Origin of the sequence: Streptomyces sp. HmicA12 (genome assembly GCF_000373565.1) — a bacterium.
In the GTDB taxonomy this organism is placed as follows: Bacteria; Actinomycetota; Actinomycetes; order Streptomycetales; family Streptomycetaceae; genus Streptomyces.
Genome location: NZ_KB891809.1, coordinates 496,805 through 510,716 on the forward strand (window position 1 = coordinate 496,805; position 13,912 = coordinate 510,716).

The following is a 13,912-nucleotide window of genomic DNA, read 5'->3' on the forward strand; positions in this document are numbered from 1 at the left end:
AGCCGCCGGGCGTATGGCGTCCGGGTCCCGTACGGGTCTCAGACCAGGTCGACGAGGTCCGCGATGGAGTCGACGACGTGCGACGGCGTGAACGGGTACTTCGCGATGTCGGCGTCGCTGGTCAGGCCGGTCCGTACGAGGAAGGTCTGCATGCCCGCCTCCAGGCCGGCCAGCACGTCGGTGTCCATCCGGTCGCCGATCATCGCGCTCGACTCGGAGTGCGCCCCGATGGCGTTCAGCCCGGTCCGCATCATCAGCGGGTTCGGCTTGCCGGCGAAGTAGGGCTGCTTGCCGGTCGCCTTCGTGATGAGCGCGGCGACGGCACCGGTGGCGGGCAGCGGGCCCTCGGTGGAGGGGCCGGTCTCGTCGGGGTTGGTGCAGATGAAACGGGCCCCGTCGTTGATCAGCCGGACGGCCTTGGTCATGGCCTCGAAGGAGTACGTGCGCGTCTCTCCCAGAACCACGTAATCGGGGGCGTGGTCGGTGAGCACGTACCCGATGTCGTGCAGCGCCGTGGTCAGGCCGGCCTCGCCGATGACGTACGCCGTGCCGTCGGGCCGCTGGGACTCCAGGAACTTGGCGGTGGCGAGCGCGGACGTCCAGATGTTGCCGACCGGGACCTCCAGGCCCATGCGGGTCAGCCGGGCCTGGAGGTCGCGGGCGGTGTAGATGGAGTTGTTGGTCAGCACCAGGAACGGCTTGCCGGAGTCGCGGAGCTTCTTGATGAAGGAGTCGGCGCCGGGGATCGGCACGCCCTCGTGGATGAGCACACCGTCCATGTCGGTGAGCCACGATTCGATGGGCTTGCGCTCTGCCATGGGGTGCACTCCTGCGGTTTCGCTGTGGACCAAGGGAACTGAGGGGCGCCGGGACCACTCTGTGCCGACGCCCCTCACCCTAATCAGGATTGGGTGATCGCGACCCCGTCGATCGTCCAGAACCAGTTGTTGCCGCCGGTGTACCGGAAGCGCACCTTCGCCCTGGTCACGCCGGTCGGTACGGTCAGCGCGACGGTCTCGGTGCGGGAGGGGACGTCGGCGGTGTAGGTCTTCACGGAGACCGGGGTGCCGCCGTCGTAGGAGACGAGGACCTCGCCCTTCTGCGGGGACTCCTGGCGGTAGAAGGTCGTGTACGTGAGGGTGGCCGGACGGCCGCCGGTGACCGGGAAGTCGGGGCTGACCAGCGTCGAGTCGTAGGTGCCCGAGACCGTCTTGTCGGACCACTCGTCGCCGTCGGCGACCGCGAAGACGTTCCGGGCGCGGACGTTGCACTCGCGCTGCTGGTCGCGCTCGGCCCTGGTCCAGAACTCGTCGGTGGTGAAGGCCCAGCCGCGCCACTCGGTGACGCCGCCGGTGCCCATCGCGGAGTTGTCGACGGACCAGCCGGAGGGCGGGGTGTGGGTGAAGCCGACGACGCCCGCGCCGATGCCGGTCTCGTCGACGGGTCCGGTGAGCTGGGCACGCAGGCTGTCGAAGGCGTCGGGGGTGGGCTGCTGGATCGGGCGGCCGTCCAGGGACCAGGCCGGGTCGATGGCGACGCCGAGGTGGGCGAGGGCGGTGGCAGCGATGTCGGGCATCTTGACGTCGTGGCGGGTCGAGCCCGCGGCCGCGGTCCCGCCGACGGCGATCATGAAGGTCTGCCGCTCGGGCCAGGTCGAGCCGCCGTGGCCGCCCGCGTCGGTGTGCCCGTGGTCGGCGGTGACCAGGATCAGCCAGTCCTCGTTCCCGTACGTGGCACGGGACTTGAGGGCGTCGACGAGCTGCCCCACCTGTCCGTCGACGCCGTGGATCGCGTCGAGGTACTGCTGGCTCGCGGCCCCGTAGGAGTGCCCGGCGTGGTCGACGTTGTCGAGCTGGACGAAGACGGCGTCCGGGTTGCCGGACTTCAGCTGGGCGACGGCGCGGCTCGTCGTGCCCGTGTCGTACTCGGCGCTCGGGGTGGAGACGCGGGTGTCGACCTTCGAGGAGAAGACCGTGTCGGTGATCGGGGCCCAGGAGGAGACGGCGTACGTGGTCAGGGCCGGCTTGGCGGTCTCGATCCGGGTGAGGAAGTCCGGGTACTGGGCGAACTTGTGCCCGGTGAAGTTGTTGTCCTTGACGTTGTGCTTGTCGGGCCAGACGCCGGTGATGAGCGTGGACCAGCCGGGGCCGGACATGGTGGGCGCCATCGGGTTGGCGTAGATGGAGCTCGGCGCGGTCAGGCCGGCGGCCATGAGGGCCTTCAGGCGGGGCGCGTCGGCGTCCTTGACTCTGCCGAGGAGCGTGCCGTCGAGGCCGATGACGAGGACCTTGGGGGTCCGGGCCGCGGCGAACGCGGTGGTGGGCACGGTGAGGGCTGCGGCGGCCGTGGCGGTGCCGATGAGCAGGGCGCGGCGGGAGATGCCGGACGTGGTGCGCGACATGCGGTCCTCCGGTGGTGTGGGGGAACGGGCGTGGTCCAACACCCCTGATTCCATCGGAGTGTTGGACCAGACCCGTTATCTTTTGGTGACGCGGACACGAAGAGCCATGGACATTCGTCACCGCCGGATGGACTCAGCTGCCGGTCGCGGACTTCCAGTCGTCGACGTACGTCTGGAGGTTCTTGTCGATGTCGTTCCAGTCCGGTTCGAAGATCTCCACGCCGTCCATCACCTTGGCGAGGGCGATCGCGTTCTCGTCGGTGGCCTTGACGTCCTGGCGTGCCGAGAAGCCGCCGCCGACGGAACTGACCTCCTGCTGCTGCTTGGTGGCGAGCATGAAGTCGAGGAGCTTCTTGCCGTTGGCGGTGTGCGGGGCGTTCTTGACGAGGCCGGCCGCGTACGGGAGGGCGAAGGAGGTGGGCTTGCCGCCGGACGTCCTGGGGAACCAGATGCCGAGGTTCGGCATGGTCTTGGACTGGGCGTAGTTCATCTGCACGTCGCCGTTCGCGACGAGGAGTTCGCCCTTGTCGACCTTGGGGGCGAGTTTGCCGGTGGAGGCGGACGGGCCGACGTTGTTGGCCTGGAGCTTCTTCAGGTAGTCCATGGCCTGCTGCTTGCCGCCGAAGTCGTGGACGGCCTTCACGACGACGGCCGTGCCGTCGCCGGCGACGCCGGGCGTGGAGTACTGCAGCTTGTTCTTGTACGAGCCGTCGAGGAGCTGTTCCCACGTGGTGGGCGGCGTCTTCAGCTCCTTCTTGTTGTAGATGAAGCCGAAGTAGTTGTTGACGACGGAGGTCCAGGTCCCGTCGGCGGCCTTGTCGGCGCCGTGGACCTGGTCCGAGCCCTCGGGCCGGTACTTCGCCAACAGGCCCTTGCCGTCGGCCTGTTGGATGAACGGCGGCAGGGTGACGATGACGTCGGCCTGGGTGTTGGACTTCTCGCGGACGGCGCGCTGCACCATCTCGCCGGAGCCGCCCTCCACGTACTTGACCTTGATGCCGGTCTTCTTGGTGAAGTCCTTGAAGACCTGGTCGTACCAGCCGTCGCCGTTCTCGCCCTTGAGGCCGTCGGCGCTGTAGACGGTGACGGCCTTCTCGTCGGAGGCGGCGTTGCCGGTGCCGCATCCGGTCAGGGACCCGGCGAGGACGAGGCTGCCGGCGAGGGCGGCGATCGGGGTGAGTGTGTTTCTGCGCATGGCGAGGTGAACTCCTGGCGAGAGGGAGGGAGTTAGCGGTACGTGGCCTTGGTGCGGATCCGCGACACGGCGAGCAGGACGAGGAGTGTCGCGGTCATGAGCACCACCGCGATCGCGGAGCCGGTGAACAGCGAGCCGCGGTCGGTGGTCGCGTAGATCTGGACCGGCAGCGGCATCCAGTCCGGCGGGTAGAGCATCATCGTGGCGCTCAACTCGCCCATGGACAGGGCGAAGCAGAGGCCGGCCGCGGCGTTCAGGGACGGCAGCAGCAGGGGCAGTTTCACCTTCCACAGGACGTACGCGGGCCGGGCGCCCAGTGACGCGGCGGCCTGTTCGTACGCCGGGTCGAGACGCACGATGGCGGCCGAGACCGACTGGTAGGCGAACGCGGTGACAAGAATCGTGTGCGCGATGATGACGATCCAGCGGGTGCCGTTGAGCAGCATCGGCGGCTTGCTGAAGGCGACCAGGACCGCGAGTCCGACGACCACGGACGGCACGGCGACGGGCAGCATGAACAGCGCGTCCATGGCGCGCCGTCCCCGCTTCCTCAGGCCGGCGGCCGCGAGCGCGGCCCAGCCGCCGACGACGAGCGCGAGCACGCTCGCGGTGACGGCGGTGACCAGGCTGGTGGTGAGCGCGGTGAGCGAGTCGCCGCTGGTGGCGGCCTTGTAGTGGCCGCCGGTGAGGCCGGAGGGGAAGGCGCCGGACCAGTTCGTGGCGAACGAGGCGGCGACGATGACGAGGAGGGGCAGGGCGAAGAGGGGCAGGAAGAGGGCGAAGAAGAGGGCCCAGGTGGCCCACTTGCCCGGCTTGCTATGCACCAGCACGACGGCTCACCACCCGGTACAGGCCGTAGAGGCCCACGGATATCAGGACGTTGACGACGGCGACGACGCAGGCGCCCGGGTAGTCCGACTCCAGGATCGCCTTGCTGTACACGAGCATCGGGAGGGTGGTGACGCCCTTGGCGCCGGTGAAGAGCACGATCCCGAACTCGTTCAGGCACATCACGAGGACCAGTGAGCCGCCGGCGGCGAGCGCGGGCAGCGCCTCGGGCAGGATCACCTGGCGCACGATCCGCGCCGGGCGCGCGCCGAGCGACGAGGCGACCTCCAGCTGCGCGGTCTCCACCTGCGAGAACGCGGCGAGCAGTGGCCGCATCACGAACGGTGTGAAGTAGGTGATCTCGGCGAGGAGCACGCCCCACGGGGTGGTCAGGAACTGGAAGGGGCCGGTCGCCGTGCCCGTGACGTCCGTCCACAGTCCGTTGGCCATGCCGACCTGCCCGTAGACGAAGAGCAGGGCGAGCGTGATCAGGAAGGACGGGAAGGAGAGGAACACGTCGATGAACTTGGCGACGGCCTTTCCGCCGGGGAACGGCACGAACGCGATGATCAGCGCGAGCGTGAAGCCGAGGACGAGGCAGCCGACCGTCGCCCCGGCGGCGAGCCAGACCGTCGTCCAGAGCGCCTCGCGGAACGCGGAGGAGGCGAAGACGTCGGCGTACGGCTTGAGGGACGTGCCGCCGGTGTCGGGCTGGAGCGACTGCTGGACGACGAGGAAGAGGGGGTAGAGGAAGACGACGGCGAGGGCGGCGACCGGGGGCAGGGCCCACACCCAACCGCCGTGCGCCTTGCGGGTTCTGGCCGTCTTCTCGACGGGTGCGCTGAGCGTGGCGCTAGTCATCCTCGGCCACCCCCGCGCGGAGCAGCACCGCGTCCTGCGGCGCGAAGTGCACCGTCACGCGCTCGCCGAGCGCGGGCGGATCGCGCAGTTCGCGGAGGTCCGCCTTGACCTGCCGGCCGTCCACGTCGACGTAGAGGCGATGGGTCGAGCCGCGCCACTGCACTTCGGCGACCGTGCCGCTCAGCGCGTTGGGGCCGTCGCCGAGTCCGACGAGGTGCGGGCGGACGCACAGGGTGGCCGTGGCTCCGGCGGCGACGCCGTCGGTCGCGACCTTCAGTTCGGCCTGCCCGAAGGACACGGAGCCCGAACCGACCTGTACGGGAAGGAGGTTGGCGCCTCCGACGAAGGACGCGGTGAATTCGGTGCGGGGGCTGCGGTAGAGCTCCTGCGGGGTGCCGACGTCCTGGAGCCGCGCCTTGTCCATGACGGCGATCCGGTCGGCCAGGGTCAGCGCCTCGACCTGGTCGTGTGTCACGTACAGGATCGACACGTCCGGCAACTCGCGGTGCAGGCGCGCCAGTTCGGCGAGCATGCCGGACCTGAGCTGGGCGTCGAGCGCGGAGAGCGGTTCGTCGAGGAGGAGCACGCCGGGCCGGATGGCGAGGGCGCGGGCGATGGCGACGCGCTGCTGCTGGCCGCCGGAGAGTTCGCGCGGGTAGCGCTTGGCGTAGGCGGCCATGCCGGTGAGGTCGAGGGCCTCGGCGACGCGCCCCGGGATCTCGCTCTTCGGCACCTTCTGCGCGCGCATCCCGAAGGCGACGTTGTCGGCGACGCGCAGGTGCGGGAAGAGCGCGTACTGCTGCACGACCATGCCGATGCCGCGCCGGTGCGGTGGCAGGTCGGTGACGTCGCGCTCTGCGATGTACACCCGCCCGGCGGCCGGTCTCACGAATCCGGCGACCGCGCGCAGGGCGGTGGTCTTGCCGGATCCGGAGGGCCCGAGCAGGGCGAGCACCTCGCCGGGTTCGACGGTCAGTTCCAGGGAGTCGAGCACGGTACTCCCGCCGTACGCGACAGATACCCGGTCGAACCGGATGCCGCTGCGGCCCTGTGTCATCAGGCCTCAACTCCCTTGTTTTCCGGTGCACTCACGGCGCCCACGCTCCTCAAGGCGGGTGTCCCGGGCCGGTCCGCACGGCAACGGGACGGTGAACGGGCACCCAAGGTTGGCCTAGACCCGTTACGTTCCCGTTATCATTCTGGGTCGATCAGCCGCAACCGGCCACGGCATAAGGGGAGTTAGTGCTCGCTGCCGCCCAAACGCGTCGTGAAGGAGAAGCGGTCCCCGCGGTAGAGCGTGCGGACCCGCTCGGTGGGCCGGCCCCCGGTGTCGTACGAGACGCGGTGGATCAGCAGCATCGGCAGCGCGGGCGGCGTCCCGATGAGCAGGGCCTCGCGCGGGGTCGCGAGCACCGTCTCGATGCGTTCGTCGGCGGAGCCGAAGTCGATGCCGAGGCGCTCGTGGACGTAGGAGTAGAAGGACGAGTCGGGGTCGAAGTCGCGGTCCAGGTGCGGGATGCGGGCCACGGAGACGTAGGTGGACTCCAGGCCGACCCGTTCGTCGTCGGCGAGCAGCACGCGCTCCATGTGCCAGACGGGCTCCCCGCGCTCCAGGCCGATCTCGGCGGCGAGCGCGGGCGGGCACGGGAACCGGTCGAGCCCGATCAGGGTGCGCCCGGGGCGCCTGCCCTGACGCCGGACCCCTTCGGTGTACGAGGCGAGCGAGAGCGGCTGTTCCAGCTTGGGGCCCGCTACGACGGTGCCGCGGCCCCGGCGCCGGAGGCGTCCTTCGAGGAGCAGTTCGCGCAGTGCCTGGCGGACGGTCTCGCGCGACACGGCGTACCGCACGGCGAGGTCGCGCTCGGTGGGCAGCGCCTCGCCCTCGGCCAACTCGGATATGAGGGAGCCCAGTCGCGCCTTGACGGCGTAGTACTTGGGGATCCGGCCGTGCTCGGGGATGCCGTCGCGCACGGGGGCGCCGGGGGCCTGGGCGTGCGGGTAGTTCGGGTGGTCCACGCCGGGATGGTCGCAGACGCGGGTGAACACGCGGGGCGGGACCCCGCGGGTGAGGGTCCTGAGTGCGAGGTCCTGGGTGCGGGTCCTGGGTGCGGGTCCTGGGCGGGGTTCCTGTGTGGGGATCCTGGCCGCGGGTCCTGCCGGGTTCAGCGCCTGTCGACGCGCAGGCGGCGGGATCCCGCCACGAGGGCCCCGCCGCCGAGGAGGAAGGCGCCCGCGGTGGCGCCCAGGCCGAGCAGGGAGGAGTCCGGGCCCGTCTTGGCGAGCTCGTCGGTGAGGGACGGGCTCGCGCCGCCGTCCGCGTCGATCGCGAACGGGTAGTCGTTCGACGCGCCCACCCAGTCGCCGTCGTCGCCGTGGCGCTGTACGACGGCGGCGTTGCCGACGACCTGGCCGGGGCGGGTGTCAGGGGTGAAGCCGAGCCGGACCTCGACGGTGACCGTCTTGCCGGGGCCCACCGAGAAGCCGGGGAAGCCGTCGTCGAAGACGCCGATGTACTCGTCCCGGTCGGTCTTCTCGAAGGGCACGGGCCGTCGGCGCGTCCCGTCGGAGAAGTCCAGCCGGATCTGGCGCGGCTTCAGCTGCCGTCCCTCATCGACGAGTACGAGGATCGGGTGGATGTTCGCGCAGCTCACGTCGGTGGTGTTGGTGAGCTCGATCGACCAGGTCCGGTAGCCGTCGCCGGGGTGGTAGGTGGTCGGCCCGCGGTCGATCCGGGTGTCGATCGGGAAGGCGCCGCCGTCGCGCTCGGCGTCGCAGGCGGGCTCGCGGGCGGCGGGCCGATGCGCGGCGGCCTGCGGCATCCGGTGCGCCCTGGTCCCGGCCCCGGCCGTCGACGGGCAGGACGCCTCGGTCACCGCGCACGCCCTGCTCCGCGTGTGCCCGCTGTCCGCCGCGGCCGTGAAGGGCCCGACGAGGGCGAGGGTCACGGCGGTCGCGGTGCTGCCGAGGGCGATCGGTCGGCGCAGTGGCATGAAGGGCCTTTGCTGGTCGCGGAGTTGTGCGGAGTCGGACGGAACGGAGCGACCACCACGGCATCTCTACGACGGGTACTGCGATACGGCGATTACGACGGACACGGCGGAGCGGTCGTGGCCCAGGACCCTGCCACGCGTCCGCGACGCGACGGGCACGCCACGGCCCCATACGTCTCAATGGCCGTCGGATACCCCTCCTTCAGCTGGGTTTCCGTCAGTTCTGGTTGGCGGGGAAGGCCACGTTCCCGCGTCCGAAGAGCGGCGCGAGGATCAGCTGCGCGGCCCCTTCGACGACGAGCGTGGCGCCGCCGGGCGCGCCCCGCACCGGTATCGCCCGCCCGCCGCCCCCGCGCCGCGCCCGGGCGTCGAGCACCGCGCCGACCCCGCTCACGAACGGCTCCTCGGCGGCGGAGACGGTCCGGCCGCCGAGCAGTACGGCGTCGATGTCGAGCAGGCTCACCAGGTTCGCCGCGCCCTCGCCGAGCACCCGCGCGGCCTCGTCGACGGCGCCCTCGGCGACCGCGGACAGGCAGAGGACCTCGATGCAGCCGCGGTTGCCGCAGCCGCATCGCGGGCCGTCCAGCTGGATCACCTGGTGGCCGAACTCGCCCGCCCCGGTCCGCGCCCCGCGATACAGCGCGCCGCCCAGGACGAGCCCGGCGCCGAGGCCGGTGCCCAGGTGCAGATAGACGAAGGAGCGCTCGCCGTGGCCGGCCAGGGCGAGCCCGAGGGCCGCGGCGTTGGTGTCCTTGTCGACGACGACCGGCAGGCCGAGCCGCTCGGCGAGCGCGTCGCGCAGCGGGAAGCCGTCCCACTGCGGGAAGCCGGTCACCCGGTGCAGCACCCCGTCGGCGTGGTCGAGCGGCCCCGGCACGGCGACGCCGACGCCGAGCGCCTGGCCCCCGTCGAGCAGCTGGTCCACCTGGCAGGCCGCGGCGGTGAGCACGGCGTCGGCCCCCGCGCCCAGGTCGAGCGGGGCGCGCCGGCTCGCGACGACCGCGCCCGTCAGGTCGGTCAGGACGACGCGCAGCTCGTCGCGGTCCAGGTGCAGGCCGATGGCATGCCCGGCGTTCGCGACCAGACCGAGCACCGTGCGCGGCTTGCCCCCGGTGGAGGCCCGGCGGCCCGCCTCGACGACGAGGCCCTCGCCGCGCAGGCGTGCGGTGATCTTGCTGACGGCCTGCGGGGTCAGCCCGGTGCGCTCGGCGAGTTCGAGGCGGCTGATGCCGTCCTCCCCCGCGCTGCGGAGCAGGTCGAGCACGAGCGCGGCGTTGTGCCCGCGCAGCGCGGTCAGGTTCACGCCGGCGGTGGGCTTCGCATGCTGGGCATGCGTGACATGCGTGTTCACTCGGCCATTGTCCCTCGCGCTTGCACTTTGGCAACAGCGTTGTTTAAGTGGATGGCATGACTGGTACGAGTGCTTCTCTTCGCGTGGGCCTGATCGGCTACGGCCTCGCGGGCTCCGTCTTCCACGCCCCGCTGATCGCCGCGACCGAGGGCCTGACCCTCGACACGGTGGTCACCTCGAACCCGGAGCGGCAGGCCCAGGCCCGCGCCGAGCACGGCGACGGGCTGCGCTTCGCGGCCTCCCCCGACGAGCTCTGGGCGCGGGCCGACGAGCTCGACCTGATCGTGATCGCCTCCCCGAACAAGACGCACGTACCGCTGGCGAAGGCAGCGCTCGCCGCGGGCCTGCCGGTCGTCGTCGACAAGCCGGTGGCGGGCACGGCGGCCGAGGCCCGCGAGCTGGCGGCGCTCGCCGACGAGCGGGGACTGCTCCTGTCGGTCTTCCAGAACCGCCGCTGGGACAACGACTTCCTCACCCTCGAAGCCCTGCTCAAGGGCGGTGACCTGGGTGACGTGTGGCGCTTCGAGTCGCGCTTCGAGCGCTGGCGCCCGCAGCCCAAGGGCGGCTGGCGCGAGTCCGGGAACCCGGAGGAGATCGGCGGCCTGCTCTACGACCTCGGCAGCCACGTCGTCGACCAGGCCCTGGTCCTCTTCGGCCGGGCCGTCTCGGTCTACGCCGAGTCCGACGTGCGCCGCGCGGGCGCCGAGGCCGACGACGACACGTTCATCGCGATCACCCACGAGACCGGTGTCCGCTCCCACCTGTACGTGTCGGCGACGACCGCCCAGCTCGGCCCGCGCTTCCGCGTCCTCGGCTCACAGGCGGGCTACGTGAAGTACGGCCTGGACCCGCAGGAGGCCGCGCTGCGCGACGGCAAGCGCCCGGTGGCCGGTGAGCCGTGGGGCGTGGAGTGCGAGTCGATGTGGGGCCGCGTCGGCTCCGGCGAGTCCCCGCTGGCCGGGGGCGGCCGCCCGCGGCCGACGGTCGACGGCGACTACCCGGCGTACTACGCGGCCATCGCCGCGGCCCTGAGCGACGGCGCCCCGAACCCGGTGCCCGCCACGCAGGCGGCCGACGCGCTCGACGTGCTGGAGGCGGCCCGCCGCTCGGCCGAGCAGAACGTGACGGTGACGCTGTGAGCGCCCCGGACATCGCGGCCCTGGAGGAGCAGGAGCGCCGTCTGGTCCTGGACTCGTTCACGTACGACGACGCCTGGGCGCTCGGCTCCCTGCTGGTGGAGCTGGCGCGCGAGCGGCAGGCGCCGGTCGCGATCGACATCACGCGCGGCGGCCAGCAGCTGTTCCACGCGGCGCTGCCCGGCTCAACGCCGGACAACGACGCGTGGATCGCCCGCAAGCGTCGCGTGGTCGAGCGCTATCACGCCGCGTCGTACCTGGTCGGCAGCCGCTTCCGCGCCAAGGGCACGACGTTCGAGGACTCGTCGCGCCTGGACCCGGACACGTACGCGGCCCACGGTGGCGCGTTCCCGATCACCGTGCGGGGCGCGGGGGTCGTGGGCGTGGTCGTCGTGTCCGGGCTGCCGCAGATCGAGGACCACGCGCTGGTCGTCGAGGCCCTGGAGCGGTTCACCTCCGGCGGCTGACCCGGTTCTGCCTGCGCGTCACGACGACGATCGCCGCGCCCGCCGCCACGGTGGCCGCGGCGATCCCGCCGAGCACGACGGCGCCCTCGCCGTCCGCACCGGTCTCGGCCAGCTCCCCGCCTCCTCCGGAGGCCCCGCCCGAACCGCCGCCCGTGACACCGCCGTTCCCGCCCGTGCCTCCGTCGGTGCCGGGGGTGCTGTCGGATGGGCTGGGGGTGGGTGTGGGGGTGGGGGTGGGGCTCGGCGAGTCCGTGGGCGTGGGAGTCGGCGAGTCCGTGGGAGTCGGGGTGGGCGTCGGAGTCGGAGTGGGCGTCGGCGTCGGCGTCGGCGTCGGCGTCGGACCCACGTTCCCGCATCCCGGGAGATCCCCGTCGAAGGGATAGGCGTGGAACTCCTGCCCTCCGCCGCCACTGGCGGCGGACGCGTGGACGAGTGAACCGGCCGAGTAGAAGCGCCCGTTGAACCCGGGCATGGTCACCGTCGTCGTGCTGGCCGGGTTGCCGACCAGCATGCTGCCGGAGAACTGGGCGGTGCCGTTCAGCGCGACGTCGGTGGCGTCCGGGAAGTTCCACAGCAGCTTGGTGCGCAGGTCGTACGGGAGCAGCCCCTCGTACGTGTTGATCTCGCGGGCGTCCCCGTACACGTTGACGAGGACCGTGGCACCGGCGGGGATGTCGTCGAAGCGGAACCCCTCCTGGCCGCCGCTGCCGCTGAGGATGTCGAAGTCGACGTCGAAGACCTGGAGGGCGGAGCTGCCGTCGCCGGTGAAGACCGTGGTGCTGCCGTCGTTCACGGCGGTGCCGGTCGTGGTGCGGTGCTCGCCGTCCACGTACGCGTAGCACCTGCTGGCGTCGGTGAGCTGTCCGCGCAGCGCGCTGTAGGGCGCGGCCGCGTCGGCGTCGCGCACGGACTGGGTCTCGACGGTGCCGGTGAGACTGCCGCCGTAGCGGACGACGCCGCTGGCGCTGGCGTCCTCCACGACGACGCGCTCGCCGGAGTCGACGGTCACGTTCCCGCCGACGGTCAGGAAGTCGGTGCCGTCGTCCGGCGGGACGCGCGAGCCGACGCCGGCGACGCCGACGTTGTAGATCTGCGAGACGCCGGCGTCTTTGTCCTGGTCGAAGTCGCCGAGGACGACCACCTTGCCCTCGGCCTCGGCGGCGGCGCGGCGCACGCGCATGTCCCCGCCGACGAAGATGTTGACGTTGTTGTCCCGCCCGGCCGGGGTGCCGTTGTTCGGGTCCGGGTAGACGTCGGGGCAGTTGCTCCCCTTGCAGGGCCCGAGGCCCCCCGGGAGCGGGTCGGCGTAGGCGGGCCCGCCGACGACACCGACGACGAGGGCCGCCGCGGCGGTGACGATCAGTGGCAGCCGCCCCGCCCGAAGCCGCATTCGCATATTTCCCATAGGCGCACTATGTGAAGAACCCGCCCCCACCCCCGGCAGACACGCACACCCCGGCCCCCGAACGGGGGCCCGCATCGCCGCCAGAAGAACGCAAGGAGCACGCCCGCCCCCACCAGGGACGCGAGGAACCGCGCACCCAGCCACAACGACGCAGCACCCGACAACGAGACCCAAGCCCCCTCAGGGGCGCGGGGAACTGCGCGCCCAGCCCCCACCCACCGACACGAGACCACACCACCCAAGCCCCCTCAGGGGCGCGGGGAACTGCGCGAGAACCCCCACCGGACCCGCACCAGACCACGACACCCGAAAGAAGAACCCGGGGCCCAGATCCCCCCGCCCCCAGCGGAGCGCCTACGCGTTCTTGAGTTCCTGGCGCTGCCGCCCCAGCCCCTCGATCTCCAGCTCCACCACGTCCCCGCCCCGCAGATACGGCTTCGGCTCCGGGTGCCCCATGGCGACCCCGGCCGGCGTACCGGTGTTGATGACGTCCCCCGGGTACAGGGTCATGAACTGGCTCACGTACCGCACCACTTCGGCGACCGGGAAGATCTGCTCAGCCGTCGTCCCGTCCTGCTTCAGCTCCCCGTTGACCCAGAGCTTCAGACCGAGGTTCTGCGGGTCGGGGACCTCGTCGGCGGTGACGAGCCACGGTCCGAGCGGGTTGAACGTCTCGCAGTTCTTGCCCTTGTCCCAGGTGCCGCCGCGCTCGATCTGGAACTCGCGCTCGGAGACGTCGTGGGCGACCGCGTACCCGGCGACGCACGCCAGCGCGGCCTCGTGGGACTCGGCGTAGCGGGCCGTACGTCCGATGACCACGGCGAGCTCCACCTCCCAGTCGGTCTTGACCGAGCCGCGCGGCACGAGCACCGTGTCGTGCGGCCCGACGACCGTGTCCGCCGCCTTGAAGAAGACGACGGGCTCGGCGGGCGGCTCGGCGCCGGTCTCGCGGGCGTGGTCGTGGTAGTTCAGCCCGATGCACACGACCTTGCCGATCCGGGCCACCGGCGGACCGATGCGCAGCCCGGCCGCGTCAAGGGCGGGCAGCTCTCCGGACGCGGCGGCGGCCCGGATCCGGTCCAGTGCGGCGTCGTCCGCGAGGAGCGCGCCGTCGATGTCCGTGACCAGGCCCGACAGGTCGCGCAGGGTTCCTTCGGCGTCGAGGAGCGCGGGGCGCTCGGCTCCGGCGGGACCGACTCGCAGCAGCTTCATCTAGGTGACTCCCTCTGATCTAGGAGATGCCTCCAAGGCCAGGTGCGGCCACAGCCATCGGAGGTC

General features: G+C 71.7%; 13 protein-coding genes. 2 read left to right on the forward strand and 11 right to left on the reverse strand.

All coding sequences use genetic code 11. The features are described 5' to 3' along the window. Window positions 1–38: 38 nt before the first annotated feature. The 9 genes from B072_RS0120145 to B072_RS0120185 all read right to left on the reverse strand — a co-directional run bounded on the left by B072_RS0120145 (window position 39) and on the right by B072_RS0120185 (window position 9,626). Window positions 39–818 (reverse strand): HAD-IIA family hydrolase, encoded by a 780-nt coding sequence (locus B072_RS0120145; RefSeq protein WP_018531776.1) that lies wholly within the window; start codon window positions 816–818, stop codon window positions 39–41. 83 nt (window positions 819–901) lie between these two features. Next, complete coding sequence (locus B072_RS0120150) at window positions 902–2,401, reverse strand: alkaline phosphatase family protein (protein WP_018531777.1); 1,500 nt, start codon at window positions 2,399–2,401, stop codon at window positions 902–904. A 133-nt stretch (window positions 2,402–2,534) separates the two neighbouring features. Then, window positions 2,535–3,596 (reverse strand): 2-aminoethylphosphonate ABC transporter substrate-binding protein, encoded by a 1,062-nt coding sequence (locus B072_RS0120155; protein ID WP_018531778.1) that lies wholly within the window; start codon window positions 3,594–3,596, stop codon window positions 2,535–2,537. A gap of 32 nt (window positions 3,597–3,628) precedes the next feature. Next, complete coding sequence (locus B072_RS0120160) at window positions 3,629–4,426, reverse strand: ABC transporter permease (RefSeq protein WP_018531779.1); 798 nt, start codon at window positions 4,424–4,426, stop codon at window positions 3,629–3,631. Continuing rightward, complete coding sequence (locus B072_RS0120165; protein ID WP_018531780.1) at window positions 4,413–5,285, reverse strand: 2-aminoethylphosphonate ABC transporter permease subunit; 873 nt, start codon at window positions 5,283–5,285, stop codon at window positions 4,413–4,415. The genes B072_RS0120160 and B072_RS0120165 overlap by 14 nt, the downstream gene beginning before the upstream one ends. After that, window positions 5,278–6,342 carry an ABC transporter ATP-binding protein gene (locus tag B072_RS0120170; protein ID WP_018531781.1) on the reverse strand — a complete coding sequence of 355 codons (1,065 nt, stop codon included), beginning with the start codon at window positions 6,340–6,342 and terminating at the stop codon, window positions 5,278–5,280. Before B072_RS0120170 ends, B072_RS0120165 begins: the two co-directional genes overlap by 8 nt. Window positions 6,343–6,524: 182 nt before the next feature. Continuing rightward, window positions 6,525–7,301 carry a GntR family transcriptional regulator gene (locus B072_RS0120175; RefSeq protein ID WP_026246059.1) on the reverse strand — a complete coding sequence of 259 codons (777 nt, stop codon included), beginning with the start codon at window positions 7,299–7,301 and terminating at the stop codon, window positions 6,525–6,527. Window positions 7,302–7,447: 146 nt separating this feature from the next. Continuing rightward, on the reverse strand, window positions 7,448–8,275 hold the full coding sequence (locus B072_RS43575; protein ID WP_018531783.1) for a hypothetical protein: 828 nt from the start codon (window positions 8,273–8,275) through the stop codon (window positions 7,448–7,450). Window positions 8,276–8,492: 217 nt separating this feature from the next. Next, entirely contained in the window at window positions 8,493–9,626 is a 1,134-nt protein-coding gene (locus tag B072_RS0120185) for an ROK family transcriptional regulator (RefSeq protein WP_018531784.1), read from the reverse strand. Between the two features lie 56 nt (window positions 9,627–9,682). On the opposite strand from B072_RS0120185, the gene B072_RS0120190 reads away from it, so the two are divergent. Continuing rightward, a complete protein-coding gene (locus tag B072_RS0120190) occupies window positions 9,683–10,765 on the forward strand; it encodes a Gfo/Idh/MocA family oxidoreductase (RefSeq protein WP_026246060.1) in 1,083 nt (360 codons plus the stop codon). Next, window positions 10,762–11,229, forward strand: coding sequence for a heme-degrading domain-containing protein (locus B072_RS0120195; RefSeq protein ID WP_018531786.1), 468 nt, complete (start codon window positions 10,762–10,764; stop codon window positions 11,227–11,229). The genes B072_RS0120190 and B072_RS0120195 overlap by 4 nt, the downstream gene beginning before the upstream one ends. Here B072_RS0120195 and B072_RS0120200 read toward each other — a convergent pair. Next, window positions 11,213–12,634: a choice-of-anchor A family protein gene (locus B072_RS0120200; protein ID WP_078506497.1), complete on the reverse strand. Its 1,422-nt coding sequence runs from the start codon at window positions 12,632–12,634 to the stop codon at window positions 11,213–11,215. The genes B072_RS0120195 and B072_RS0120200 overlap by 17 nt on opposite strands. Before the next feature lie 354 nt (window positions 12,635–12,988). Next, the gene (locus B072_RS0120205; RefSeq protein ID WP_018531787.1) at window positions 12,989–13,846 is read right to left on the reverse strand and encodes a fumarylacetoacetate hydrolase family protein; all 858 of its coding nucleotides are present in this window, start codon (window positions 13,844–13,846) and stop codon (window positions 12,989–12,991) included. Window positions 13,847–13,912 lie beyond the last annotated feature (66 nt).